This is a genomic window from Actinotignum timonense (assembly GCF_030216305.1).
Lineage (GTDB): Bacteria > Actinomycetota > Actinomycetes > Actinomycetales > Actinomycetaceae > Actinotignum > Actinotignum timonense_A.
This window is the reverse complement of sequence record NZ_JASOKT010000003.1, coordinates 33,564-58,552: the sequence shown is the minus strand read 5'-3', so window position 1 is coordinate 58,552 and position 24,989 is coordinate 33,564. Positions and strand designations below refer to the sequence as shown.

Annotated in this window: 19 protein-coding genes and 1 tRNA gene; 10 read left to right on the top strand and 10 right to left on the bottom strand. The window is 63.6% G+C overall.

Going from position 1 to position 24,989, the window contains the following annotated elements; translation table 11 throughout:
• Nucleotides 1-58: 58 nt before the first annotated feature.
• Nucleotides 59-1,102 carry an LLM class flavin-dependent oxidoreductase gene (locus QP305_RS02975; protein ID WP_087070135.1) on the top strand — a complete coding sequence of 348 codons (1,044 nt, stop codon included), beginning with the start codon at nucleotides 59-61 and terminating at the stop codon, nucleotides 1,100-1,102.
• Nucleotides 1,103-1,283: 181 nt separating this feature from the next.
• Here QP305_RS02975 and QP305_RS02970 read toward each other — a convergent pair whose 3' ends face one another.
• Nucleotides 1,284-2,231, bottom strand: a complete 948-nt coding sequence (locus QP305_RS02970) for a hypothetical protein (RefSeq protein WP_284903906.1) — start codon at nucleotides 2,229-2,231, stop codon at nucleotides 1,284-1,286.
• A 144-nt stretch (nucleotides 2,232-2,375) separates the two neighbouring features.
• On the opposite strand from QP305_RS02970, the gene QP305_RS02965 reads away from it, so the two are divergent.
• The 4 genes from QP305_RS02965 to QP305_RS02950 all read left to right on the top strand — a co-directional run bounded on the left by QP305_RS02965 (nucleotide 2,376) and on the right by QP305_RS02950 (nucleotide 8,004).
• Entirely contained in the window at nucleotides 2,376-2,897 is a 522-nt protein-coding gene (locus tag QP305_RS02965; protein WP_087070133.1) for a peptidylprolyl isomerase, read from the top strand.
• A gap of 442 nt (nucleotides 2,898-3,339) precedes the next feature.
• A complete protein-coding gene (locus tag QP305_RS02960) occupies nucleotides 3,340-4,836 on the top strand; it encodes an ATP-binding protein (protein ID WP_274732507.1) in 1,497 nt (498 codons plus the stop codon).
• A gap of 84 nt (nucleotides 4,837-4,920) precedes the next feature.
• The gene (locus tag QP305_RS02955; RefSeq protein WP_274732505.1) at nucleotides 4,921-5,589 is read left to right on the top strand and encodes a rhomboid family intramembrane serine protease; all 669 of its coding nucleotides are present in this window, start codon (nucleotides 4,921-4,923) and stop codon (nucleotides 5,587-5,589) included.
• Nucleotides 5,590-5,844: 255 nt separating this feature from the next.
• A complete protein-coding gene (locus tag QP305_RS02950; protein WP_274732503.1) occupies nucleotides 5,845-8,004 on the top strand; it encodes a CAP domain-containing protein in 2,160 nt (719 codons plus the stop codon).
• A 120-nt stretch (nucleotides 8,005-8,124) separates the two neighbouring features.
• On the opposite strand, the gene QP305_RS02945 is transcribed toward QP305_RS02950, so the two are convergent.
• Both QP305_RS02945 and QP305_RS02940 read right to left on the bottom strand, forming a co-directional pair.
• The gene (locus QP305_RS02945; RefSeq protein WP_026428940.1) at nucleotides 8,125-9,264 is read right to left on the bottom strand and encodes a 6-phosphofructokinase; all 1,140 of its coding nucleotides are present in this window, start codon (nucleotides 9,262-9,264) and stop codon (nucleotides 8,125-8,127) included.
• A 3-nt stretch (nucleotides 9,265-9,267) separates the two neighbouring features.
• Nucleotides 9,268-9,645 (bottom strand): cell division protein CrgA, encoded by a 378-nt coding sequence (locus QP305_RS02940; RefSeq protein WP_126135064.1) that lies wholly within the window; start codon nucleotides 9,643-9,645, stop codon nucleotides 9,268-9,270.
• Between the two features lie 257 nt (nucleotides 9,646-9,902).
• On the opposite strand from QP305_RS02940, the gene QP305_RS02935 reads away from it, so the two are divergent.
• Nucleotides 9,903-10,808, top strand: a complete 906-nt coding sequence (locus tag QP305_RS02935) for a class E sortase (RefSeq protein ID WP_284903904.1) — start codon at nucleotides 9,903-9,905, stop codon at nucleotides 10,806-10,808.
• A 69-nt stretch (nucleotides 10,809-10,877) separates the two neighbouring features.
• Nucleotides 10,878-11,036 (top strand): hypothetical protein, encoded by a 159-nt coding sequence (locus QP305_RS02930; protein WP_164545900.1) that lies wholly within the window; start codon nucleotides 10,878-10,880, stop codon nucleotides 11,034-11,036.
• A 432-nt stretch (nucleotides 11,037-11,468) separates the two neighbouring features.
• Here the strand turns inward: QP305_RS02930 and pknB are convergent, their stop codons facing one another.
• Genes pknB through QP305_RS02900 form a run of 6 tightly spaced genes read right to left on the bottom strand, consistent with a single transcriptional unit; the run spans nucleotide 11,469 to nucleotide 19,398 of the window.
• On the bottom strand, nucleotides 11,469-13,622 hold the full coding sequence (gene pknB, locus QP305_RS02925; protein WP_274732496.1) for a Stk1 family PASTA domain-containing Ser/Thr kinase: 2,154 nt from the start codon (nucleotides 13,620-13,622) through the stop codon (nucleotides 11,469-11,471).
• A gap of 29 nt (nucleotides 13,623-13,651) precedes the next feature.
• Nucleotides 13,652-15,109: a penicillin-binding transpeptidase domain-containing protein gene (locus tag QP305_RS02920; RefSeq protein ID WP_274732494.1), complete on the bottom strand. Its 1,458-nt coding sequence runs from the start codon at nucleotides 15,107-15,109 to the stop codon at nucleotides 13,652-13,654.
• Entirely contained in the window at nucleotides 15,106-16,617 is a 1,512-nt protein-coding gene (locus QP305_RS02915) for an FtsW/RodA/SpoVE family cell cycle protein (protein ID WP_284903902.1), read from the bottom strand. Before QP305_RS02915 ends, QP305_RS02920 begins: the two co-directional genes overlap by 4 nt.
• Nucleotides 16,614-18,209 (bottom strand): PP2C family protein-serine/threonine phosphatase, encoded by a 1,596-nt coding sequence (locus QP305_RS02910; RefSeq protein WP_284903900.1) that lies wholly within the window; start codon nucleotides 18,207-18,209, stop codon nucleotides 16,614-16,616. The genes QP305_RS02915 and QP305_RS02910 overlap by 4 nt, the downstream gene beginning before the upstream one ends.
• Entirely contained in the window at nucleotides 18,206-18,703 is a 498-nt protein-coding gene (locus tag QP305_RS02905) for an FHA domain-containing protein FhaB/FipA (RefSeq protein WP_087070128.1), read from the bottom strand. Before QP305_RS02905 ends, QP305_RS02910 begins: the two co-directional genes overlap by 4 nt.
• The gene (locus QP305_RS02900) at nucleotides 18,700-19,398 is read right to left on the bottom strand and encodes an FhaA domain-containing protein (protein WP_087070127.1); all 699 of its coding nucleotides are present in this window, start codon (nucleotides 19,396-19,398) and stop codon (nucleotides 18,700-18,702) included. Before QP305_RS02900 ends, QP305_RS02905 begins: the two co-directional genes overlap by 4 nt.
• Nucleotides 19,399-19,715: 317 nt before the next feature.
• On the opposite strand from QP305_RS02900, the gene QP305_RS02895 reads away from it, so the two are divergent.
• The 3 genes from QP305_RS02895 to QP305_RS02885 all read left to right on the top strand — a co-directional run bounded on the left by QP305_RS02895 (nucleotide 19,716) and on the right by QP305_RS02885 (nucleotide 24,663).
• Nucleotides 19,716-19,802: transfer RNA gene (locus QP305_RS02895), tRNA-Leu, on the top strand.
• A gap of 1,091 nt (nucleotides 19,803-20,893) precedes the next feature.
• Nucleotides 20,894-22,915, top strand: coding sequence for an ABC transporter transmembrane domain-containing protein (locus QP305_RS02890; RefSeq protein ID WP_284903899.1), 2,022 nt, complete (start codon nucleotides 20,894-20,896; stop codon nucleotides 22,913-22,915).
• Nucleotides 22,912-24,663: an ABC transporter ATP-binding protein gene (locus QP305_RS02885; protein ID WP_284903898.1), complete on the top strand. Its 1,752-nt coding sequence runs from the start codon at nucleotides 22,912-22,914 to the stop codon at nucleotides 24,661-24,663. Before QP305_RS02890 ends, QP305_RS02885 begins: the two co-directional genes overlap by 4 nt.
• A gap of 79 nt (nucleotides 24,664-24,742) precedes the next feature.
• Here QP305_RS02885 and QP305_RS02880 read toward each other — a convergent pair whose 3' ends face one another.
• Nucleotides 24,743-24,982, bottom strand: a complete 240-nt coding sequence (locus tag QP305_RS02880) for a hypothetical protein (RefSeq protein ID WP_284903897.1) — start codon at nucleotides 24,980-24,982, stop codon at nucleotides 24,743-24,745.
• Between the last annotated feature and the right edge of the window lie 7 nt (nucleotides 24,983-24,989).

Genomic DNA, 24,989 nt, shown 5'->3' with positions numbered 1-24,989 from the left:
ACCTCGCGCCCCGGCCCCCGCGCCACCGGCTCTCACGCGGCCCTCGAAAGGACCTGATATGACCTACACCTTCGGAATCGATACTTTTGGCGACGTCACCGCAGATGCCTCCGGCACCAAGCTCAGCCACGCCCAGGTGGTCCGCAATGTGGTGGCCGAAGCGGTGCGCGCCGAAGAGGTCGGCGTCGACATTTTCAATATCGGTGAACACCATCGCGACGATTACGCGATCCCCGCCCCCGATGTGGTCCTCGCCGCGATTGCCGCGCGCACCCAGCGCATCCGCCTCTCCTCCGCCGTCACCGTCCTCAGCTCGGACGATCCGGTCCGTGTGGTCGAACGCTTCGCCACCGTGGACGCCCTCTCCAACGGGCGCGCCGAACTCATGGTGGGTCGTGGCTCCTTCACCGAATCCTTCCCGCTATACGGCTACGACCTGGCCGATTACGAAGATCTCTTCAACGAAAAACTCTCCCTGCTCACCGAACTCCTCGCTCGCAACGGCCAACCTGTCACCTGGAAAGGCGGCCCGCACACGCAGGCGCTGCGCGCCGTCACCCTTTACCCGCCGCTCGAACACGGCCCGCTGCCCACCTGGGTCGCCGTGGGCGGCAGCCCCGAATCGGTGGTGCGCGCCGCGCATTACAAACTCCCGCTCATGCTCGCCATTATTGGCGGCCCCACCTCGCGTTTTGTTCCGTTCACGGATCTGTACCGGCGCGCCTGGGAGCAGTTCGGGAACGACGGCGCAGCTGAGGTAGGCTACCACTCCTACGGTTATGTTGCTCGCACCGATGAGGAAGCCGTGGCTGACTTCTTCGACTTCTACGTGGAAACAAATTCCCGGATCGGGCGGGAGCGCGGCTGGCGCCCGCCGTCGCGGGAGGCATACCTCTACGAGGTGAAGAACGGGGCGCTGGCGGTGGGTTCACCGGAAACGGTGGCCCGCAAAATCGCCACCGGCATGCGCGAACTGGGCGCCACCCGCTACGACCTCAAGGTCTCCTACGGCTCGCAGCCCCACGAGCAGAACCTTTCCTCCATCGAGCTCTTCGGCACCGAGGTGATCCCGCGGGTCAAGGAGCTGCTGGCCGGCGAATAGCGGGGCTCGGAGTAGCTGACTCGCAGCACCTGCGACCCCAAAGCAGATATAGAGGAGCGCGGCCCGGGCCGTTCTATGCCCGAGCCGCGCTCGCTACTGCGGCTACCGCCGGCCGCTATTGCCGCTCTAGTTTCCGCGAAGGCGTGAGCCCTCCAGGAGGTATGAGCCCTCCCCGAAAACCCTACTTCTCCGCAATATCTTCGACGATGTCCTTGGCCTGGTCAGCGGCGTGCTGCGCGGCTTCCTTGGCCTTATCCGCAACATCCTCCGCCGCATCCTTGGCCTCGTGCGCGCGTTCCTTGACGGCATCTTCAGCCCGGGAGCCAGCACGCTTGGCCTTATCGGCCACGTCGCCAGCTGCGCTTGCGGCGTCGTTCACAACATCTTCCGCAGTTTCCGCAACTTCCTCAGCACCGGCCTGCACGGAATCTTCCGCATCTTCCACGGGAGCCTTCACGCCGTCCACATCTTCCCAGTAGGCTTCCGCCCAGGGATCCTCCGTGGGCTGCGAGCGCTTCCACAGGTAGTAGACCGCAACTCCGAGGCCGCCAACCAGCGCGATGGTGCCGAAAACCCGGCCCTTCCCGCGGGACTTCTTCACCGGTTCGGGAGTCTGAATCTCACGCGAGGCCACCCGCGCGATCTTCTGACCGCGTTCGGCCACCGTTCCCTCACCTTTGGCTGCCTCCGCCGCGGCATGCAGGGCACGCTGGGCGCGCGGGAGGTAATCATTGCGGACGTTCTCCACGAACTCCGAAGCATTATCGCGGGCTTGCTCCACGTAGGGCTTGGCCTTCTCCGCAAGATCGTTGCCCACGGCCTTCGCCTGCTCCACGTACGGCTTCGCCTTTTCGGCCAGCTCCTGGGCGCGTGGTGCCGCCCATTCGTAACCCTGATTGGCGTAATCGCTCAGGCGTTCGCCGGCCTGCTTCGCGTAATCCTGGAAATCAGACGCGGCGCTCTTCGCCTTGTGCTCCCACTTCTTCTGATTCCGCTTCCCCTTGAGCTGGGCTTTCTTCGCGGTGCGTTCGGCCTGGCCGCGTAGCTCATCGATTTTCGCCATAATGGCGTCAACCTCCCGCTGCGCTTTCTTGGCCCGCTTGTCCGCGCGGCTTCGTCCACAAGCCATCGTTGACCTCCTACCGTTGAACCACAGAATTTTCCTGCGATTGAGTACCCCTCTATTGTTTCACTTTTCGCACCCTATTTGTCACTTGAATCACGTTTGCTTTTCGCGTGGCATAAAACCATGAGGTGTGCGAGACTTGAGCGCATGGAAGCAATTTTTCACACAAGCGAAGGCGATATTCGCGTCGAACTCTTCCCGAACGAAGCGCCCGAAACGGTCGCTAATTTCACCGGACTAGCTCGCGGTGAACGCGAATGGACCAATCCCGCCACCGGTCAGGCTTCGACCGATCCGCTGTACAACGGAACGATCTTCCACCGCGTGATCTCCGGTTTCATGATTCAGGGCGGGGATCCGCTCGGTAACGGCACCGGTGGTCCCGGTTACACGTTCGACGACGAAATCGCTCCCGGCCTCAACTTTGACGCCCCCTACGTGCTGGCCATGGCCAATGCCGGCACTCGCTTCGGCAAGGGCACCAACGGGTCGCAGTTCTTCATCACGGTGGCCCCCACCCCGTGGCTGCTCGGCAAGCACACCATCTTCGGGAAGGTAGCCGATGAGGAATCCGTCAAGGTTGTGGATAAGATCGCCGCGGTTCCCACCGGCGGGAATGATCGCCCGCTCAATGACGTGGTGATTTCCTCTGTCGAGGTTATCGACTAAGCAATAAGCGAAGTTTCCGCATACGTGATGAGCGGGGTGGTGCCCAGGTACCGCCCCGCTTTTGTATGTCCGCGCCGCCGCCCGCTCCATTGCTGCCCGCTCCGCTGGCCCTTCTGTTACACGCGCCGCTGCCCACCGCGCCGGAACACTCAACTCAACACTCATCCGAACACTCAACTCAACACTCACACACATGAGTGTTGAGTTGAGTGTTAAGTTGAGAGCTTGCGGGTGCGCCCATATTTTTACTTGGGTTAGGAATGGATGAGAGGGTGGATAAGGCGCTAAATAACCTGGTCAAATCGCCTATAGCTAGATTTCGCGCGCTCGCGAGCCGGGTTACGTAATACGTGCCGGTAACACTCATCCCAACACTCAACTTAACACTCACATACATGAGTGTTGAGTTGAGTGTTAAGTTGAGAGTTCGTAGGATGGCAGTATGCACATCCCCACAACAAGCGAGGAAACGGATCGCCTTGTTGAAGATTTTCGCCAACAGGGGCGCGACTCTCAGCACATCGAGGTGAAAGCAGCCGCGCACGGTTTGCCGAAAAGCATCGTGGAGACACTCTCAGCCTTCAGCAATGGTTCGGGCGGTTTGATTGTTCTTGGGCTTGATGAGGCGCATGGTTTCACACCGGTTCCTCATTTCTCGGCAACGCGAATCTATGATGCGCTCGCGGGTGTGTGTAGCGATAACCTCACGCCTCCGGTGCGCGCGGATATTTCCATGGTTCCGTACGGGGACATCACGCTGGTCATGGCCGCTATCCCACCGCTCCAGCCACGCGATAAACCCTGCTACGTCACCGCCCGCAATGTATACGGTGGTTCCTTCATCCGCACCGGCGACGGTGATCGCAAATTATCCGCCTACGAAATTGACCGCCTCCTGGAAAACAAAACACAACCGCATTGGGATACCGACCTGGTGGAAGAAGCCGGCCTCGACTCCCTCGATGATGATTTAGTCCACGCGGTTCTGGAACGCGAACGTCTCAACCATCCGCGCATTTTCGGGAAACTACCGGACGAAACCGCGATGGCACAGTTGCGTATTGTCGGCACGGGCGTGGACGGGAAGCTCCATCCCACCCTTGCCGGCCTCCTCTGCCTCGGTACCTATCCCCAGGAATTCTTCCCGCGCCTCACGGTCACCTACGCGGTATATCCGGGATCAACGAAAGCTTCCTCGCTTTCCGGGCAGCGGCATCTGGACTCGGGGACTCTGGCGGGTCCCATTCCTAGCCTGGTGGCCGACGGTGTCGGCGTCGTCGCAAAAAATATGCGCGTGGGTGGCGTGGTGCGCGGTGCTTTTCGGCATGACCTTGTGGATTATCCGCTCGTTGCGGTGCGTGAGGCGCTCACGAATGCGCTGATGCATCGCGATTATTCTCCGGTGGCGCGCGGTACGCAGGTGCAGTTGAACCTCTACGCGGATCGTTTGGAGGTAATCAATCCGGGTGGGCTATTCGGCACGGTCACCATTGATTCCCTGGGTACAACCGGACTCTCCTCCACACGAAATCAATTCCTGGCTCGGCTGCTGGAATCTACGCCCTTCGAAGAAGGTGGTTTTGTGGCGGAAAACCGGGGGAGTGGCTATCAGGAAATTATGACTCAGCTGGAGCGGGAAATGCTTCCCCCCGCGCGGCCTGTCGACCGCCTGGATAGTTTTAGTCTGACTTTCGAGCGCCGCCGCATGACACCCGCGGAGCAGGGTGCCGCTGCGGGGACCTCCTCGCGTGAACGTATTCTCGACTATTTGCGCACGCATGCCAGCGCCACCAGCCGTGAACTGGCCGGAGCTGCCGGAATTAGCCTGGGCGGCACCCGAGCGGTTCTTAATACGCTGGTTACCGAGGGCGAGGTGCAGCGCACCGAACCGAAGACGAGCCCGAAGCAGCGTTACCGCCTCGCCAAGCCCGGCGCTTAGCTGCCTTATCGCTCACACCCGCGCGCTGTCCGGTACGCTTAATGCAGAGTTGTCGAGCGGGATGACCGCGCAGAGAGGCCGAAAGTGCACAACGTTCCCAAGAAGCGCCGTCTTCAGATCCGCAAACCCGTTCCCTACGTCACCATCACGCTTATTGTGGTAAACGTGGCGGTTTTGCTGGCCCAATGGCTCGACGCGCGCGTGGGGCAAGTCCTCATTTTCGCCCCCGGTATCGCCCACGAAGAGCCCTACCGTTTCATCTCCTCCACTTTCATGCACGCCGGCTTCACGCATTTACTTTTCAATATGTACGCGCTGTGGCTGATCGGTTCGGTGCTCGAGCGCATGATCGGCTGGTGGCGTTTCCTGGGGTTGTACCTGCTCAGCGCGGTGGCCGGGAACGTCATGGTCCTTTACACGGTCTCCACCGACATCGACTACTACACCGGCACCGTCGGCGCATCCGGCGCGGTTTTCGGCATTTTCGCGGCGATGTTCGTGGTGCTGCGGCGTTTCGGCGGCAGCTTCACCCAAATGGCCGTGGTCATCGCGATCAACCTGGCGATCAGCTTCCTGCCCGGCACCAATATTTCCTGGCAGTCTCACGTGGGCGGGCTTCTTATGGGCGCGCTGCTCATGGCTTTTATTTCCCGCCGGCGTCACGTCTCTCGCGCGCTCACCGCCCGCGACATCGCGATTTTGCTGCTCGGCGCGGCATTCCTGGTGGCCGCGGTTTTCTTCGGGTACCGGTAGGGGGGCGGCACGCTGCGCCGTCGTTCTTTTTCTTGGTACGACGCCGCCGCCACCTCGCAATTCGCACCCAAATAACATCGATGTAATTATCCACAGGGTTATCCCCGGTTGGGGATAACGGGGCCCTGAGCTGGGTATGTGCTCCGGGCGGTTTCGCGGACTTCGTGATAGTGCGCAGGGTCACTTATTTTTCAATGTGTATGCCTATATTCTGAAAATTACCTGGGAGTATAGCGCTGATCGAAGGAGACACATATGCGCACAACAGCACTCATGTTGGCGGGAACGCTTCTCGCCCCGCTGGCAGTCCAGGCCCTGCCCGCCGCCCCTGCGCAAGAGCCAGCCCGGCTGGTGTGCGGCGCGGGAAAAATGACCCCGGATCAGATGCGGGCCTGCCTGGCCAAAGCTATTAAAGATCGCGACGCCATCGTCGCTGAGCTGGAAGCCAAAGGGATTGATGTGGCCGAAGCGCGCAAACTCGCGCAGGAATGGGCCAAGGCAGCTAAGGACCGCAGCACCTGGGAAGCGCGGTATAACCAGGAAAAGTACTACGTCGATAACTTCGATCAGGTGAAGAAGACGTACGACGATGCCGCAACCCAGCTTGCGGCGGCTCAGCGTGAATTCGATCAGGCTCAGGCGGAATACAACGCCGCCACCCAGCCTGATCCGGCGGCCGTAGCAGCGGCGCAACGCCAGATGGATAGCGCGAATGCTGCGCTCGAGGCCTCCAAGCGGGAAGCCCAGGCCCGTTGGAATCGCGGCTCGCTCGGATTCTTCGAGGCGATGGGGGATACGGCCGCGGTTGAGGCTTTCTCTGAGACGGGTACCGTGAACGATGTTCCGATTCCGCAATACACCCGTTTCGGGCAGCCTGGCGACGCCACTAATCTGGATCTCATGCGCGACTCAATTCAGCGCGTGGATAAGCTCAATGAGCTGCGGGCGCGCCACGGGCTTGCCCCGCTGAAGATTTCTTCCGCTCTTATGGCTCGTGCCCAGGTCAATGCCAATGTGAATGTGCACGGCGGCTTCTTCGATCACGTGGGTGGTTTCAATTACGGGGAGAATATTGCCGCCATGCCCAGCCGCAATGGGGATCCCTTCACCCTGTGGTATGACAAGGAAAAAGCAGAGTATGACCGGGGCGTGCGCGACTACCCAAAAATTGGCCACTACCTCAATATTATTAAGCCGGAGTACGTGGTTACCGGCTTCGCCATCGCAGATTATGATGCGCATCCCACGTACTTCTTTGGCAATACTTTCGGGCGCGGGGATAGATTTAGCCAGAGCTACCTACCCGGCTACACCACCGCTGAGTACCTGGCCCGCCTGGATGGATATATCGGGAGTGCGCGGGAAAATATGACCCACGGGACTCCCGAGGCGCGCCGCGCGGTGGTGGAAGCACAGGATGCCTTCCAGCGCGCGAATGCGGGTAAGGAAGATCCGGCCGCGCGGGCGAAACTCGATCAGGCCAGGGATACTTTGAAGAGCGCTCGCAGCGTCCACTTCGTTGCCAAACACTCCTACGACGAAGCGCTCAAGGCCCAAAAGAGCTTCCCGGAAACCAAGAAGTCCCGCGCCGAGGCCCTGGCGCATTTCAAGGACATTGATGCCAAACTTTCCGAAGCTAGCGATCTTATCGCGAAGCTCGCCAAGGCCGAAGCTGAGGTGCTGCGCGCCCAAGAGTGGGTGGACCGGATCGATACCCCGGGGCGCCCGGCAGATACCGGCAACGTGTTCTACGTGTCGAATGACTGGACATCCACCCAGGCATCCTCGGTGTTCTCCTATGGCCGAGCCCGCGATGAAGTGCTTGTCGGTGACTGGAATGGCGACGGTACGGATACTTTCGCGGTGCGCCGCGGCAATATGATCTACGTGAAGAACTCCGTGGACGGGGGTGCCGCCGATATTGCCTTCAGCTACGGACGGGTGGGCGATGAGATCCTCGTCGGTGATTTCGACGGCGATGGCCGCGATACTTTCGCGGTCCGGCGCGGCAATACCTTCTATGTTCTCAACTCGCTCCACAGCGGGAACGCCGACCAGGTCATTAACTACGGCCGCTACGGGGACACCGTGTACGCCGGTGACTTCAACGGAGACGGTATCGATACTTTCGCGGTGCGCCGCGGTAGCACCTACTTCGTGAAGAACCACATCTCCTCGGGAATCGCGGATCATGTATTCGCTTACGGGCGCGCTGGAGATGCCACCATCCTGGGTGATTTCGACGGCGATGGCCGCGATACTTTCGCGGTCCGGCGGGCCAACAACATCTACGTCAAGAACTCGCTGGGTGCTGGTGATGCTGATTCTGTGCTCACCTACGGGCGCGTGAGCGACGAGCTCTACGTGGGCGATTGGGACGGAAACGGAACCGATACCCCGGCGGTGCGCCGCTAGCGATCAGCCGCCGTGGCACATATACAGCGCGGGCCGGTTGTTTGGATCAGTTCCAAACTTCCGGCCCGCGGTTGTGTCTACATGCGCCACTTCTCGGTCAGTGACGCGAGGGTTTGTCGCTTAGAGCGCCTCACCCAGGCTGGTGCCGACGGCGCGCGCCGCGGCCACCCAGGGGTGATCCACCGGGACCAACTTGTCCTTCCCGGCCACATCCTCGAGCGGCACCGGCACGGCCTGCCCGTTCTGGGAGGCGATCATCACGCCGGATTTCCCGTGCGCCACCACATCGGCGGCCGCGCTCCCCAGCACGGTTCCCAGCAGCCGGTCCGCGGCGTCGGGAATTCCCCCGCGCTGCACGTAGCCAAGGATGGTTACGCGTGCCTCCAAGCCGGTGGCCTCCTCCAGCTGCTGCGCCACCAGGAAAGTAGATTCGCGCTCGTTTTCCTCAATGGAACGCCGGTGGCTCTTCGCCGCCTCTTTCGCCTCCGGGGTGGGGGCGTGGCGTACTAGGTCATTGGCGGCGGCCAGCTGGGCTGCCACCGGAATAGAATGCGCGCCTTCGGCCACGGCCACCACGGAGAAAGGCCGCCCATTTTCCGCCCGCCGCCGGATCGACGCCGCACACGACTCAATCGAATACGGGATCTCCGGGATGAGAATAATATCGGCACCTCCGGCAATCCCGGCACCCAGCGTAAGCCACCCGGCCCGATGCCCCATCAGCTCCACCACGATAATGCGGTGATGGGAATGGGCGGTGGAATGGAGCCGGTCAATAGCATCGGTGGCGATAGACAGCGCCGTCGAAAAACCGAAGCTGGTGTCCGTGTGCATGATGTCGTTATCGATGGTTTTGGGCAGGTGGATAACGGGCAGCCCGGCCTGCGCCAGCCGATTCGCGTTCTTCGCGGTCCCGCCCCCGCCGATGCACACCAGCGCATCGATATGCTCATCTTCGAGGTTCTGGGCGATCTGCGGAATCATATCCACGTACCCGCCGTTGCCGTCCGGGAACTTATGAACCTTATCGCGCGAGGTGCCCAGCATCGTGCCACCCTGCGTCAAAATCCCGGCCAGCGAATCCGAATCCAGCGGCATATAGCGGTTATTGACGAGCCCGGTAATACCGTTGCGGTACCCCACCAGCTCCATGCCGTACTTGCCCATCGCGGCTTTACCAAACCCGCGGATGGCGGCATTGAGGCCAGGGGCATCACCGCCGGCAGTGAGGATACCGACCCGCTTCACTGCTTTCCCCATCGGCTACTTCCACCCCATCGTCATGAGGAAGCCCACGATCATGAAGCCGAAGCCGAGGAACAGATTGCCGTTATTCCACCCCGGAATGGGGAAACGGCCACCCGTCACGTAAGCGAGCACCACCACGATAAGGCCGATAATCATGAGCGTACACATGACCGGCGCCCACCAGCTCGGCGAGCGGCGATCCTTCTGCGCGACCTTACGGGAGCGCTTCGCCTCATCCTTTTCCCGAGTGGCCTGCGCCGCAATATCGCGCTTGGTGCCGGGGCGGCGCACGTCCTTCGCCGAGGGAGCAGAGCTCTTGCGCGACTTCCGAGCCGGGGCAGCGTTGCCGGTGGCTTCCGAAAGTTCGGGTTCGTCAAACTGTTGATCTGTCATGTTCTACCTTCCGCGGTTCCTTCCGCCCCTAAGCCTAACGAAGTAACGCGCCCGGTGGCGCGCTCAATCGCGCGATTCCTCTGGTATTTTTTCACAAAAGCCGGCGCGGGGCCATGTGCACGGCCGCTGGCGGGTGGCGCGCGGGCGTAGCGGCGTCGTCGTTCCTAAAAGTGAGGGGAGTTATCTCACCGCATTTTTCGAGCCGAAACCACTATTCTGTTTCTAGTACGAATCCGGTGGCAGTGGAAGGTGAGACTATGCGCGAACAGCAGCCCGAACGAGGGCGCCGTGCGGGAAGGCGCGCGGCGGAAGGAAACGCGGCTCGCGCTCCGCGGCACGAAGCTGTGGGGCGGTACCGCCCGGCTACCGCCAGTGCAGGTACGACGCCGCAGCAGCCTGCCGCGCCGGCCGCCACCGCCACCGTCAGCACAACCCGGGCAGGCGCACCCGCCCGGCGCCGCGGCGGCATCCTCAACGCAATTATCGGCGTGATCGGGGAGCTGCTCATTACCGCGGGAATCGTGGTGGGCCTCTTTATCGTGTGGCAGGTCTACTGGACTGACCTGGGCGCGAACCGCGATCAGGCCCAGCAGATCGAAACCGTCAATAAGCAATGGGGCGATCCGCGCGGCACCACCAAGGTGGGGACCCCGCGCACCGACGCCCCGCCGGCCCCGGATCACGTAAATCGCACGGGTGACCTGGAAGGCATTATTTACACCCCGCGCTTCGGTGCCGATTGGCGCTACACCGTCAAATACGGGGTGGACCTGGAAGCCGTGGTGGATACCGGGAGTTTTGGGCATTACCCGGATACCCAGTACGTTGGGGAGATCGGTAATTACGCGATCACCGCGCACCGCCAGACGTACGGCGCGGCCATGCGCGATGTGCCTGAGCTCCAACCAGGCGACCCGATTATTGTGCAAACCAAGAACGCCTACTACGTCTACAAGGTCACCGAGCATGAGGTTGTGCCGCCCACACAGGTAGGCGTGCTGGCGCCGGTACCGAATAAGCCGGAGGAGGCGCCCACCCAGCGCATCCTCACCATTACCACCTGCCATCCGCCCTTTGTGTCCAGCGACCGCTGGATTACCTACGCCACCCTCGATCATTGGGTCGACGCCGCCGAGGGCGCCCCGGCGGAGCTGGTGAAGTAAAAAGTAGGCGGTCGGCTCGCCCCGGGGTGGGCACTAGCAGATATACGTGAAGAAGAAACGGAGCATGCAATGTACGGATTTATTTGGCGGCACCTGCCCGGCCCGACGTGGTTGAAGGTCATCGAGGCCCTTATCATTATCGCCGCGATTGTTTTCGCGCTCTTTGAGTGGGTTTTCCCCTGGATAAATACCGTTTTCCGCCCGCAGGATACCACCATCACGCAGTAGCTGGGCCACGGGGTTAGCCGGACCACAGCTAGCACACGGTAGCACGGTACCAGCCCCTGCGGGGGCGGTACGTGTTGTCAGAGCTGTACTTAGTATGTAAGACACGTGCAGTACACTCCGGAAAAGACACCCCTGCCCGCCGGCTAGAAAATAGGAAAGCGGAAAGCCGGCGGGCGGGGTGCTCGGATAATGCAACCTCTCGGCATGAGCGCCGGCAAATAGCAACACCACAACGCGATAGCTTGTAAAATGCAACTTCTCGACGCGGAAGGTCTCAGAAAGCAACGCCTCAGCACACAGGCGCTGCAGAAAGCAACACTCTGGGCTAGGAGCTCACAAAAAGCAACGCCAGCGCACGATTTGGAAAAGTTAATGTAGTTGTGGTTGCATTTTGCGGACCGATCCGCGAGCGACCCGGTTCCCGGTAGCTACTTACCCGTTCCCCTGCCCGGTAGGTGCGGGGTTGGGGTGCGCGCCGCCCGCGCCACCGTTACCTCCCGATCCGCCAGAGCCGGAACCACCAGAACCGGAGCCGGCGGGCGGAGTGCTCGGGGTGGGAGTGGGTGCCGGGGCGATGCCCACGGTAATACGCATCTCGGTATCGCGCTGAACCACGGTGCCCGGAGCAATGCTCGCATCCACGACTTTGCCGACCTTCGCCGGGTCGGTGACCTCCTGCTCGCTTTGGCCCACGACCGTGAGGCGAGCATCGCGCAGCGCCGCCCGCGCTTCATCTACGCTCATTCCGCGTACATCCGGAACTGCCACATTGCCGCTGGCTACCTGCAGCTTCACGGTACTGCCCGGCTTCACGCTTTCGCCCACATTCGGGCTGGTAGACACCACCCGGTCGCGGTCCTCGCTCGGGTCATTAACCTGCTCCATACCGCCCACGGTCAGCCCCGCCGCGCGTAGCGCCTGGGAGGCCTGATCCGTGCTCATCCCCACCACATCGGGAACCTGCACGGCGGACGGACCGGAGGAGAAATGCAAGGTCACGCGACTGCCCACATCCACGGTGCTCCGCATCGCCGGATTGGAGGACACAACCAGCCCCTTGTCCACGGTATCGCTGGACACATCCGTGCCGCGCACGAATTCCAGGCCCAAGCTGGTGAGCTGTTGGCTGGCCTGCACCTCGGTCCACCCCACCATATCGGGGATCGCCACCTGCGCCACCGCGGTTTCGGTGGGTTGCGGTTCGGCGGAGTCGCCCCGCCCGGACAGGAAGAACCAGCCCAGGATCCCCAGGGCAATAACAAGCAGAGCCACCCCGCCCCAAATGAAGGGCGCACTGGACTTCTTCTTTACCGGCGGTTGCGCTCCGGTTGCCGTGGGGTCATAACCGGGATAGCTCCCGGTGGGGTAGCTGCCCGTGGGGTAGGCCCCGGGGTAGGCGCCCGTCGGGTACCCACCCGGGTAGGTGGGCGCGCCGCCCGGCTGCGCCGTCGTACTAGAAATCGCACCTGCACCGGCACCGCCCGCACCGGCACCGCCCGCGGCACCTGCACCGGCACCGCCGGCGCCCCCAGCGGTCGCGGTGGGATAAGCGGTGGTGGAGGCGGGGCGGGCGTTAGTGGCCGAATAGGCTTGCGTAGCGGCCGTCGCGGCATTCGCCCCGGCCGCGCCAATACCGGCACCGGCAACACCAGCCGCGCCAACACCAGCCGCGCCAATCGCCCCCGCCCCGTAAGCATTCCAGGAGGAAACCGCCGGGGCGTCCACGCCTTCCCCACGCGCCGCAGCCAACAGGTCCGCGCGGAATTCGGCGGCGTCCTGGTAGCGGTCCTCGCGGCTCTTCGCCAGGGATTTCATGACCACGCGGTCAATGGCGTCCGGGATATCGGAAGCGATCTGGGAAGCCGGCTTGGGAGTTTCAGAAACATGCTGGTAGGCCACCGCCACCGCGCTATCACCCACGAAGGGCGGGCGCCCGGTGAGCAGCTCATACAGCACGCAGCCGGTGGAATACAGGTCGGAGCGCGCATCCACCACTTCCCCGCGCGCCTGCTCGGGGGAGAGGTACTGGGCGGTGCCCACCACGGAGTTCGTTTGCGTCATCGTGGCAGCGGAATCGGCAATCGCGCGGGCGATCCCGAAGTCCATGACCTTCACCTTGCCGCCGGTGGTGAGCATAATATTGCCCGGCTTGATATCGCGGTGAATGATGCCTTCGTGATGGGAGTATTCCAGCGCGGAAAGCACCCCCACCACGATCTGCACGGCCTCCCCGATGGGTACCGGGTCCCCGCCGTGCAGCAGGGAGGCCACGGTGCGGCCCTTGACGTATTCCATGACGATATAGGGCAGCGCCAGCTCGGTGCCGCTCGCGGAAGTCACGGTTTCTTCCCCGGTGTCATACACGGACACAATGGAGGGGTGGTTGAGCGCGGCCGCCGATTGCGCCTCACGCCGGAAACGGGCCAGGAAGGTGGCATCCTGCGCCAGGTCGGTGCGCAGGATTTTAATCGCTACCGTGCGTGAGAGCCGGGTGTCGTAGCCGAGATGTACTTCGGCCATACCGCCTCGACCGATGATCTCGCCCACCTGGTAGCGGTTGCCGAGTACGCGGGGGATATCATTCACGTCGCGTCACCTTTCTGCTGAGCATCTGCTTAGTTCACCTTAGCTTCAAGTACTGTGCGGGCAAGGGGGGCGGCAACGGAGCCACCGTCGCCATTCCACACGGCATTGCCCGAATTTTCGACCACCACGGCCACGGTATAGGCCGTGTCCCCGATGGTCGCATTCCCCACGAACCACGCGTGCGGGGGGATATCGTTCGTGATTTCCGCGGTCCCGGTTTTCCCGGAGGTTTCAATCCCGGGGAGGGTGAAGAGGTACCCGGTGCCGTTCTTGACCTCATTGACCATCATCTGGTGCATATAGCCCGCGGTTTGCTGGCTCATCGCGCGGGAGAGCACTTCCGGTTCGCTTTCGCTCACGGGTTCGAGATCCGCGGTGAGAGTGCGGCGCACCAGATTCGGTTTCATCACCACGCCGTCATTGGCAATCGCCGCACCGACCATCGCCATCTGCATCGGGGTGACCCGAATATCGCGTTGGCCGATGGAATCCATGGCGAGCGCCGCGGCGTCCGCGGGGGCGGGGAAACGCGAAGCGGAAACGGGTAGCGGCGTGGAAAGCTCGCTATTGAAACCGAATTTTTCGGCTTGCGCCACCATTTTTTCCGGGCCCACCGCGATCCCGCCGATCGCGAACGGCGTATTGCACGATTGCGCGAACGCCTCGGTAAGCGTAACTTTCCCGGAGCCGTCTCCGCAGGCGGCCTGCCCCGGATTCCACATATCGTGCGTGGTCCCCGGCGGCACGAAGGTGCGGGGGGCCTCCACCAGCGAATCTGGGCTCAGCCCGAGGTTCTCAATCATCGCGGTGGCGGTAAGCAGCTTGAACGACGAGCCGGGCGCGTACTGGTCCCCGCCGGTCGCCCGGTCGATGAGCGGCGTGGTGGGATCGGTTTCGAGAGCCTGATAGTTGTCGCGCGCGGCCGCGGTATCGTGCGTGGCCACGCCGTTCGGGTCGAATCCGGGGGTGGAGACCTGCGCCAGAATATCTCCGGTGCGGGAATTAAGTACGACGACGGCGCCGCGCTGGTTACCCAGCGCGGCGGCTGCGGCCTCCTGGAGCTGGGGATCGATAGTGAGCTCAACGCCCCCGCCCTGGGGTTGGGAGCCGGTAATGAGCTCTTCGATACGTTGACCGGCCAGGGAGGAATCCGAGCCGCCCAGGACCGGGTTCATGGCGCGTTCCAAGCCCGTCATCGAGTTATGGGCGATGGAGTAGTAGCCGGTGAGATTCGAATAAATCTCCGGGCGCTCGTAAACGCGCAGGTAGTTGTAGGCATCGTCGATGGGCTGGGAGGAAACAATGGATTCCCCGGCCACGATAATGGGACCACGCTGGGTGCCGTATTCGCGGTAGAGCGTCCGCACATTCCACGCATTGGCGTTGAGGCTGGCGGCCTGGAAGAACTGGATCGCGGTGGTGGAGCCGGCCAAACCTAAGAACATGACCGCGAGGACCGCGACGAGCTGGCGGATAGGGCGATTCACGGGCGCACCACCTCTGTGTGGGCGTCGCCGCCCGCGGGTCGGGAACCCGCGGCCGCCGTGTGAGCCCCGCCGGTGGAGCTTTCCGCGCCGCGCGGGGCGCGGCGCGCGTCGTCGTCGCCCTCACTAACGCCCTCATCGGCGTTCCCGCGCAGGATCGCGAGTTCATCGGTGGTGGGCAGCGGGCGTGCTTCTTCCGGGCGGCGGGCGGTGTGCGACATGCGGATCAGCAGCGCGATAATGATCCAGTTCGTCAGCAGTGCCGAGCCGCCGTGCGCGAGGAAAGGCAGGGCCAGGCCGGTCAGCGGGATAATGCGCGTCACCCCGCCGATAACGATGAAGCATTGCAGCCCGAGCACGAAAGACAGCCCGGAAGCGAGGAGTTTGCCGAAGCCATCGCGCGATTCCAGGGCAACCCGCATGCCGCGACTGATGAGAAGCAGGTAGATGCACAGGATGGCACCCACGCCCACCAGGCCGAGTTCCTCGGCGAAAGAGGCGTAAATGAAATCGGAATGCGCCGCGTAAACCAGGTTCGGGTAGCCGCGCCCCAGCCCCGCCCCGAAGAGCCCCCCGGAGGCCATGCCGAAGAGCCCCTGAACCACCTGGTAGGAGCCGCCGACGGCGTCGTACAGTTCCGGGTCGAAGGGGTTGAGCCAGATGGCGAAGCGCGCCTGCACGTGGGAAACCGTCGTCGAAATGAACCACACACCGCCCACGGTGAGGAGGCCGCCGATGGCCAGCCAGGACACCTGCTCGGTAGCCACCCACAGCATCGCCACGAAGAGCCCGAAGAACAGCAGCGCGGTGCCGAAATCGCGTTCAAAAACGAGCACGCCCATGCACAGCGCCCAGGCGATGAGCACCGGGAGGATATGGCGGGCTTTGGGCAGGCGAATCCCCAGGATTTTCGGGCCGGCCAGCGCCAGGTTATCGCGTTCGGTCACGAGGTAGGCCGCGAAGAACACCGCGAAACAGATTTTCGCGACTTCGGCCGGCTGGAAGGACATCCCGCCCACCGCAATCCACAGGCGCGATCCGTTGAGGGTGCGGCCCAGCGGGCTGAGCGGCAGCAGGAGCAGCACCACCCCGGCGATGAGGGAGGTCCACATGTAATTTTGCAGCACCCGGTAATTACGCACCGCAAGGATGGTGATGGCGAAGAACACCAGCGCCCCGGCGGTGAGGATGAGCTGGCTGCGGGCGTGATCCGTTTCCGCCGCCGCGTCCACCCGGTAAATCATGGCCAGGCCCAGCCCGTTGAGCACGATGGCGCAGGGGAAGAGCACCGGGTCGGCGTAGGGGCACAGCGCGCGAATGAGCAGGTGGCAGGCGAAAACCAGCGCGGCGCCGGCCCCCACCACCAGCGCGAAGCTGGGCGGTAGCGCGGCATTACCCAGCCCGGTCCACACCAGGTAATAGGCGCCCACCCCGATGGCTCCGGCCAGGAGCAGCAGGGTGATCTCGGGCCAGCGGCCGCGGCGCGTGCGCGGGGGAACCACCGTGCTCATCGGTTCTCTCCCGGGTTCGCGGGGGCGGGGGCGTTTGCGGCAGGCGCCGGCTGTTCTGGTGCGGGCGCGCTCTGCCCGGGTGCCGGGGCGGGCGCTCCCGGTGCCGGCACGGCCGGAGCGCTCGGCGCGGGGCTCGCGCTCGCGGGCGCTGGCGTAGGTTCGTTGTTCTGTGCTTTTTGTTCACGAAGGGCGGCGACGACGGCGCGCGCTTCGCGCAGCGAAGCGCGCGTGATGGGCGTGGCTAGCCGATCTTGGGCCACCGGAGTGAGGTCACGGACCTGAAGATCAGTAGCTTCCGCTGCGTGGGAGAACTCCAGCGGACCGAGCCGCTGCGGGATTCCCCGGTAAATGGTGACGATGCCATTGTTATTGGCCACGTAGTAGCGGCTTTGGGTCCAGCGATAAGCTCCGAACAGGCCGGCCACCGCCAGGGCCAGAACCGTGAGAATAACAGCCAGCCGAGCCCCCCAGCGCGCGCGGGGCGCACCCTCCGCGCCCGAGTTTTCGCGGCCGGCGGCTCCGCACGCCGGGCCACTTTTTGCCGATTTATTCTTGCGGCCCGCACCAGAAGCCGCACCCGAAACTGTGCCAGCGCCGGAAGCGGTGCCGGTCCCTGAGCCAGCTTCACCCGCGCTAGAGTCAGGATTACTGCTATGGCTGCTATTACCGCTCGAAGTTGCTGACCGGGCCTGATCTGATGAGGCAGCGCCGCCAGCCCCAGCACCCGCGCCAGCCCCGGCATTCGCATTCCGCGTCAGCGTCGCCGCCTTGGCCGCGGCGGAATTCCCCCCGCGGGTGGGCCTCCGGTAATCGCGCGCCGCCGAACCCACCACGATCGGCTGAGAGGGCAGCGGGCTGGTAAGTGCGGCGTCGTCAATAACATCCGCAAGAATAACCGTCACGTTATCGGGCGCGCCGGCCGCCAGCGCTAAATCAATGAGGTGTTCGCCCAGCTGGTGCAGGTCCGGGATCGCGCACATCGCGTGCTCGATGGTGTCGTGCGCAACCACGCCGAACAGGCCGTCCGAGCACAGCAGCCAGCGGTCCCCCACCCGGGCTTCCCGCACGGATTCGTCCAGCTCCACCTCGCCGGGCGTATCCCCGAGCGCCCGCATAATCACATTGCGCTGCGGGTGGTGTTCGGCTTCCTCCGGGGTGAGCCGGCCGTGATCCACGAGGTACTGAACCAGGGTGTGGTCATGCGTGACCTGCCCGAGCTTCCCATCGCGCAACAAATACGCCCGCGAATCACCAATATGAACCATCGCGAGCTTATTCGAGGCCCGCAGCATCGCGATACAGGTGGTGCCCATACCCGCCATTTTCGGGTTCTCGGCAACGAGCGCGAGCATATCGTCATGCGCGGCCTCCACCGCGCGGCGCAGCAACGGCAGCAAATCATCGGCGGCGTGCACATCATCCACCGCCACCAAATGACCCACCGTCACCGATGAGGCGATATCCCCGGCGGCCGCCCCGCCCATTCCATCTGCCACCACGAGCAAATGAGGCGAGGCGTAGCCACCGTCCTGGTTATTGGAACGAACCAGGCCGACATCGGAAAACGCCGCGTAGCGTAGCTGAATACTCAAACTTGTAGCTCCATCGTGGTTTCCCCCACCTGAATAACAACGCCGGGGTCCAGCGCGGCCGAGCCGTTAATGCGGATCCCCCCTACCAGGGTACCGTTTGTTGAGCCCAGATCCTCCACCCAGCGCCGGCCCTCCGCCGCGAAAATACGGGCGTGATGCCCGGAGGCGTAGGTATCATCCAAGACGAGCGTATTATCCGGGGCACGCCCGATATAGACCGGTTGCGAGCTGAGCGGCACCGCGGTTCCCAGCAGCGGACCGCCGGTCACCACCAGGTAGACGGGCCGTTCGACGGGCGCGGCAGGCGCTGCGGGGGAGTCGTTTTCCGCGGGGGCGGGCGCGTGGATGCTGCGGCGTCGTGCCGAAAGAAGAGAAGAACGACGGCGCACGTCCGTTCCCAGCACATCGCGGCGCACCGTCAGCACGACGGCGAAAATGAACAGCCACAGCAGCGCTAGAAAACCGAAGCGCAATAAGGTTATTGCGAGATTCATGAGGCGGATGCCGTTCCGGTCCAAAACATAATGTGGGTGCGGCCGATGGTGATGGTATTGCCGTCCACCAGGGTGGCCGCGCTAATGCGGTGGCCTTCCACGAAGGTGCCGTTTGTGGAGTTGAGATCCGTGGCGATCACGCCGTTCGGGGTGACCTGGAGTTCGAGGTGGTGGCGGGAGATGCCAGAATCGTCCACGCTGATATCGCAATCGGAGCCGCGGCCGATGATTGCGGTGGTGCCGGTGAGGAGGTAGCGGTCCCGCCCCACCTGGATGAGCGGGTTTTCCTCCGTGCCGGCGCTGCGAGTGGCCGGGGCGATGGCGCCGCGCTGCGTGGTTGTCCGGGTGCGTGCTGTTCCTTCGCGCAACTGGGGATCCTCCTCGAATGTGATCTCAATCGGGCCGACGAAAAGATAGTCCTGTTCGGTGGCGTATTCCACCGCGGAGCGGGCGAGTTCCTCGCGGAGGGCTTCCTGGCCCCAGGAATCCACCCGGGCCAGATCCGCCGGGGCGAGCGCAACGGTAAAAACATTCGGGGCGACGGTGCGGTCGCGGGAAAGCTCCGCGGCATCGCGCGTCATGGCCTTTTTGATGTCGGTGAGGATTTCCACCGGCTTCAGCTCGGACTGGAAAACGCGGAACGCCCCGGCGACGGCGTTCTCCACTCCCTTTTCAAACTTCCCGAGGGCGCCCATGGCCCTGCCCCTTCCCTATTCCTGTTCGCTTCTGTAGCTTCTCAGCCTTTGTAGCTCGTCAAGCTTCGGCGGCCGCTGAAGCTTCGTGAGCCTGTGCGGGTTCTCAAGCTTCTGCAACTTGTTAAGCTTCCGCGGCTTCTATAGGCGACTGTAATCGCCCGCGCCGGTGTGCCGCTACCTTCCGCGCCGTGAGCGGAGCGGGTGGTGGGGCGACGACGCCCAGCTGGCGGCGCGGTGCTGCGACGCGTCTCACGTAAATTCGGGCTGCAAAAACTTGGACTAATCGGGGATGAGACGATAAGCTCATACGTGCACTTGCTCAAGTGGCGGAATAGGCAGACGCGCACGGTTCAGGTCCGTGTGCCCGTGAGGGCGTGGGGGTTCAACTCCCCCCTTGAGCACCACAGTTGATATTGGCACCGCTAGCATTTCTCATAGCGGTTTTGGCGATATCGCCCCAGATGGAATTACCCGGCATTACCCCCAATTTTCCATTGCGCTCAATGGCGTTGTGCCGTACAGTTACTGCCGGTAGTCTCGCGATTACGCACGCGAACTCCTTTCAGTTAGGGACCCCGGCGCTCTTACCGCCGGGGTCTTTGATTTCAACTCTGGACGGCAACACCGCTGAGCTGCGATACTCAATACGTAGCTGGCCTCGGACTAAACCGGCACCCAGCTGCCCGCCCGCGGAAGCGGTAGTGGTCAAGGCGAAATTTTCGCCTTCACAAATCACGAGCCACATCTCCGGGTGTGGCTCTGTGCTTTTCGGCCTATAAGCCGAGTTTGCGGGTTAATAGACAAAAATAGTTGCTAATGACGGCGTGTCGTTGGCTTAGAACTGACTTGGATCCGTACGAACCGGGACCGCAGACAAAGTGCGAGGGAGAGCACCGTTTGTACCCGATTTCGTGTCTCTAACGCGCACTATGGCGCCTACACGGCCCAGAAAGCGCATTCTGACACCTCTGCCTGCGCGATTGCCAGATAGTCGTCAATTGCCTCTTGACTATCGAGGTATTTACTTGCGTCGAAAGTAGAGAAGTTGGTTGTGTCCATCGCTCCGCCCCGTGTTTCGATTCATACAAGGCAATTCTTAGACGTTGCTGGTCCCGGGTCAATGGACATCGACTCTGAGTGCTTAGGCCGCCGAACCGGGTATGTGTTTTCCGGGGTGTACTGCGGATGTCGTACATACGAAGTACACCTCTGACAGCACATACCTCCTCCCCAGGTGCTGGTGTGAATTCTGAGGTTTGGGGTTATAGGGCGCCCGGAATTTCTGTGCTACTATTCCGCACATGGGCATTCAACTATTCCTGTAGATCGGCGTGGCGCCTCGCGTTGAAGCGCGGCAGTCACGCCAGGTCACGCACGCAACACTCACCGGTAGGTGCATTGGCGCACTCGCGCTCACTCCGCGTACCGCCGCATTTTTCGCGTGCTCCGCTCCACCTCCACGGAATATTCGAACCACAGCATCTTGAGGAATCCCATGACCCAGCCATCGGCCGCGTCCGCCACACGCACAAAACCCGCCCCGCATATCTCCCGCTTCGCTGCCTTCCGCCCGCGCTCGCTGCGCTTTTCTGAGGAACATATCCACGCCTACCCGAATCGGCCCCTCGCATTCCTCCTCGCCATTACCCGCGAAAACGCCGGGCTGATCGCGCTGACCACGCTGATAGCTTGCCTGACCTCGGTGGCCAGCGTGGCCCAAATTCATTTCGTCGGGAAAATGCTAGATTCCGGGCTGGAGCACGGCATCACCGCCGAGCTCCTCGCGCCGGCAGGGGCCTTCGTCGTCGCCACTCTTATCCTTGCCCTCACGCTCTGCACGGAAATCCCCGAGAACGTGCTGTGGATGCGGGCGATGATCCATCCGCAGCGCACCCTCGCCGCCCGGCTTTTCCCGCGCCGCACCGATCTGGAGATGCAAACCGGTGACGTCGTCTCCGTGCTCAACTCGGATACCTACATGGTCGGGTCCATGCTCATCAACACCCCGTCTACCCTGGCCTCGCTGCTGTCCTTCGCCCTGGTGGCGGTGCTCATGATGCGGATGAGCGTACCGCTTGGCCTCGCGGTGATTATCGGCCTGCCGCTGGTCATGGCGGTGGTTTCCTGGATTTCCCGCGTCATGGCCAAATGGCGAGAGCCGCTGCGCGAAGAACAGGGCAAACTAACCACATTGGCCACGGACGGCGTGGTCGGGCTGCGGGTGATGCGCGGCGTCGGCGGAGAAGATTACTACAATGCGCGCTACCGCGAACAATCGGAAGCGGTCAAAAAGGCCGGTTTCGACGCCGCCCCGTCGCGTGCCCTCATGTCCACCGTAACCAACGGCGGCCCGCTTATTTTCCAGGCGGTCATCGTGACGGTGGGCGTGAGTATGTTGCTCAGCGGGCACCTCACCGCCGGCGAACTCTTCGCGTTCGCCGGCTATTGCGCCATCCTCTCCATGCCCATCATCATGTTCTCCAGTTTCGCGACCACCGCGGTCGCGGCCTGGGTGAGCGCCAAAAAAATCACGCGCGCGCTCGCGGCCGAACCGCTGCTGCCCGACACCGGCACCGTGATCCCGCCGGCCTGGCCTGCGGTTTCGCTGTACGACGCCGCGGCGGATCTGCACATCGAAGCCGGGCGCTTCACCGCCGTGGTGGGCGCGAACGTGGAGGAGGGCACCGCGATTGCGGCGCGGCTCGCGCGGATGAACGACGACGCCGACATCCGCCTGCGCTGGCCTGCCCCGCCAGCTAGCGGTGGGCCGGGCGGGGCGCCCGCTCCGCGCGAAGCCCGCGCCTCCGATATCCCCCTGGACGAACTCCGCGCCCATATCCGCTACTCCGGGCCGGTCGCCGATCTTTTCGCCGGCACTCTGCGCGAGAATCTCCAGGGCGAGCATGCCCCGGCTGTTCCGGCCCGCACCCTGCCTCAGCTCTTCGAGGATTATTCGAGCGGGCAGGCCGGCCAGCAGCACGCCCCGGCGGATACCAGCGCGGATGACCGCCTCAACCGAGCACTGGCTGCGGCCCAGGCCCGCGACGCCGTGGATTCGCTAGGCGGCCTGGACGGCACCGTGACCGAGCGCGGCCGCAATGTTTCGGGTGGCCAACGCCAGCGCCTGGTGCTCGCCCGGCTGCTGGCCTCCGACCCGGAGATCGCCATCCTCGTGGACCCCACCTCCGCGGTGGATTCCCACACCGAGGCTCGTATCGCCGCGGCCCTGGCCCAGGCCAGGAAGGGGCGCACCACCGTAGTCGTGTCGGCATCCCCGCTGGTGCTGGGCGCGGCTGACGTCGTCGTTCTTATCCGCGACGGCAAAGAAATCGCGCGCGGCACGCACGCGCACCTACTCGAGCACCCGGACTACCGCCGCATCGTGGTGCGGGAAACCGGAGAAGAACCACGAACCGGAGAAGACCCGCAATCCGCGGCGCGCCCCGTCTCCGCAAACGGCGCCGCCGCAAACCGCGCCGCCGCAAAAACCCCGCAACCCGGAGAGGAGCCGGCATGATCCTTCCCGTCGCATCGCGCAGTTTTTCCGTGCGCGCCCTGGCGCGCATTGTCCGCGGGCGCCTGGGCGAATTCAGCCTCGTCGTCGGGCTGCAATTGGTGGCGGCCATCGCGGCCGTCATCTCGCCCATCGTGATCGGCCGCGCCATCGATATCGCCGGCCACCCGGAAGCCGCCGCCCGCGCGGCCACGCTCATCGCCCTCATGCTCGGGGCGGTCGTGGTCCACACGCTATTCACCTTCCTCGCGGATTTGCGCGCGGAATACTTCGGCAACCGGGTCTTCGCCCAGCTGCGCGACGGCGTGGTGCACGGCATCACCCACCTGCCCCTTGACCTGGTGGAAAGCGCCGGCTCCGGGGATCTCCTCGGCCGCACCACGGACGATATCACCCGCGTGCAATTCTTTATCCAACGTGGAATTTCCAGCCTGGTGGTGCTGGTGACCACCGTGTGCGTTTCGCTGGGCGCGGCGCTGCTGGCGGCCCCGGCCCTCGGCTGGACGCTGTTCCTCACGGCGCTGGTCACCGCGGTGGTGCGCTGGTTCCTGCGCCGCATCGTCCCGGTTTTCCAGGCGGGGAGCGCGGTGCGCGCGGCTTTCGCCGGCTCGGTTTCCGAAACCGTCACCCAAAAAACCACCGTCGACGCCCTCAACCTGGGGCGGGTGCGCCTCGGGCGCCTGGGCACCTTCATCGAGGAACACGTGCGCGTGGAAACGTACGGCGCGGGCATCGTGTGGCTGTTCCGCGCCGGCGTGGCGCTGTCCGTGTGGCTGCCGGTCCTGGTCACGCCGCTGGTGGGTGCGCTGCTCATCCCGCGCGGCGCCGCGACCCTCGGCCAGGTCATCACGGTCACGATGCTCGCGATCCAACTGGCCGGCCCGCTCGAAGAGCTCGGCTGGTTCATCACCGAACTCCAGTATTCCCTGGTGTCCTTCGCCCGCATTTTCGGGGTGGATACGGTGCCGCCCGAGTCGCGCCCCGACGTGCCGCGCGGAACCGATGTCGAATTGCGCGGCGTACGTTTCCGTTACGGCCGCACCATGAACGACGACGCCGGGCCTAGCGAGCCACGCGCCTACGCCCTCAAGGGCGTGGATCTGGAGGTGCGCAGCGGTGAGCATCTGGCGATTGTGGGGCCGTCCGGGGCCGGGAAATCGACGCTGGCCCGGCTGATCGCCGGAATCAACCGGCCCGAATCGGGCGTGGTGCGGATCGGCGGGGCGGATGCTTCTCGGATTAGGGAGGATCACCTGCATGCCACGGTGTCGCTGGTCACGCAGGAGCACCATGTGTTCGTGGGGACGGTGGCCGATAACCTGCGCATGGCCCGCGCCGATGCCAGCGAGGCGGAGATGCGGGCCGCGCTCGCGGCGGTGGAACTGGATCTGCCTCTGGAGGAGCGCCTGGCGGGCGGGGCGCGCGAGCTTTCGCCCGCGCAGGCCCAGCAGTTGGCGCTGGCCCGCATTATTGTGCTGGATCCGCAGATCCTTATTTTGGACGAGGCCACCGCGATGCTCGATCCGAATGCGGCGCGCTCGGCGGAGCGCGCCCTGGCCCGAGTGCTGGAAGGGCGCACCGTTATTTCTATTGCGCATCGCCTGTATAGCGCCCATGCCGCGGACCGGGTGGCCGTGATGATCGACGGGCGGGTTGCCGAGCTGGGCAGCCACGATGAGCTGGTCGAACGCGGCGGGGAGTATGCCCGGCTATGGGAGATGTGGCAGGCGGTGGATGCGCCGGAGGTGTGAGGATGAAAGGGTGAGGCGCGAGTGCGTTTCGTGAGGTGTTCAGCTTTAGTTTGTGCTTCGCGCCGCAGGCTCGGAGAGGTTACCGCTCGGAGCTGAGCCTATCTGCGCGGCTGAGGGCGTAGCGGGCTAGCGCCGTCGTCGTTCCAACCCAGAGAAGTGCGTACACAACATCCGCAGCCGCCGGTGCGCGCATCCACTGCACGTGATACGTGAGCGGGTTGCAGCGCGCGATGACCTGGAGGTACGTGGGCGCGGAGCTGAGCTCGTAGAACAGCGGGGCGGAGAGGACCACCGGCAGCGTGGTGAATGTGGCGAGCATATCGCGC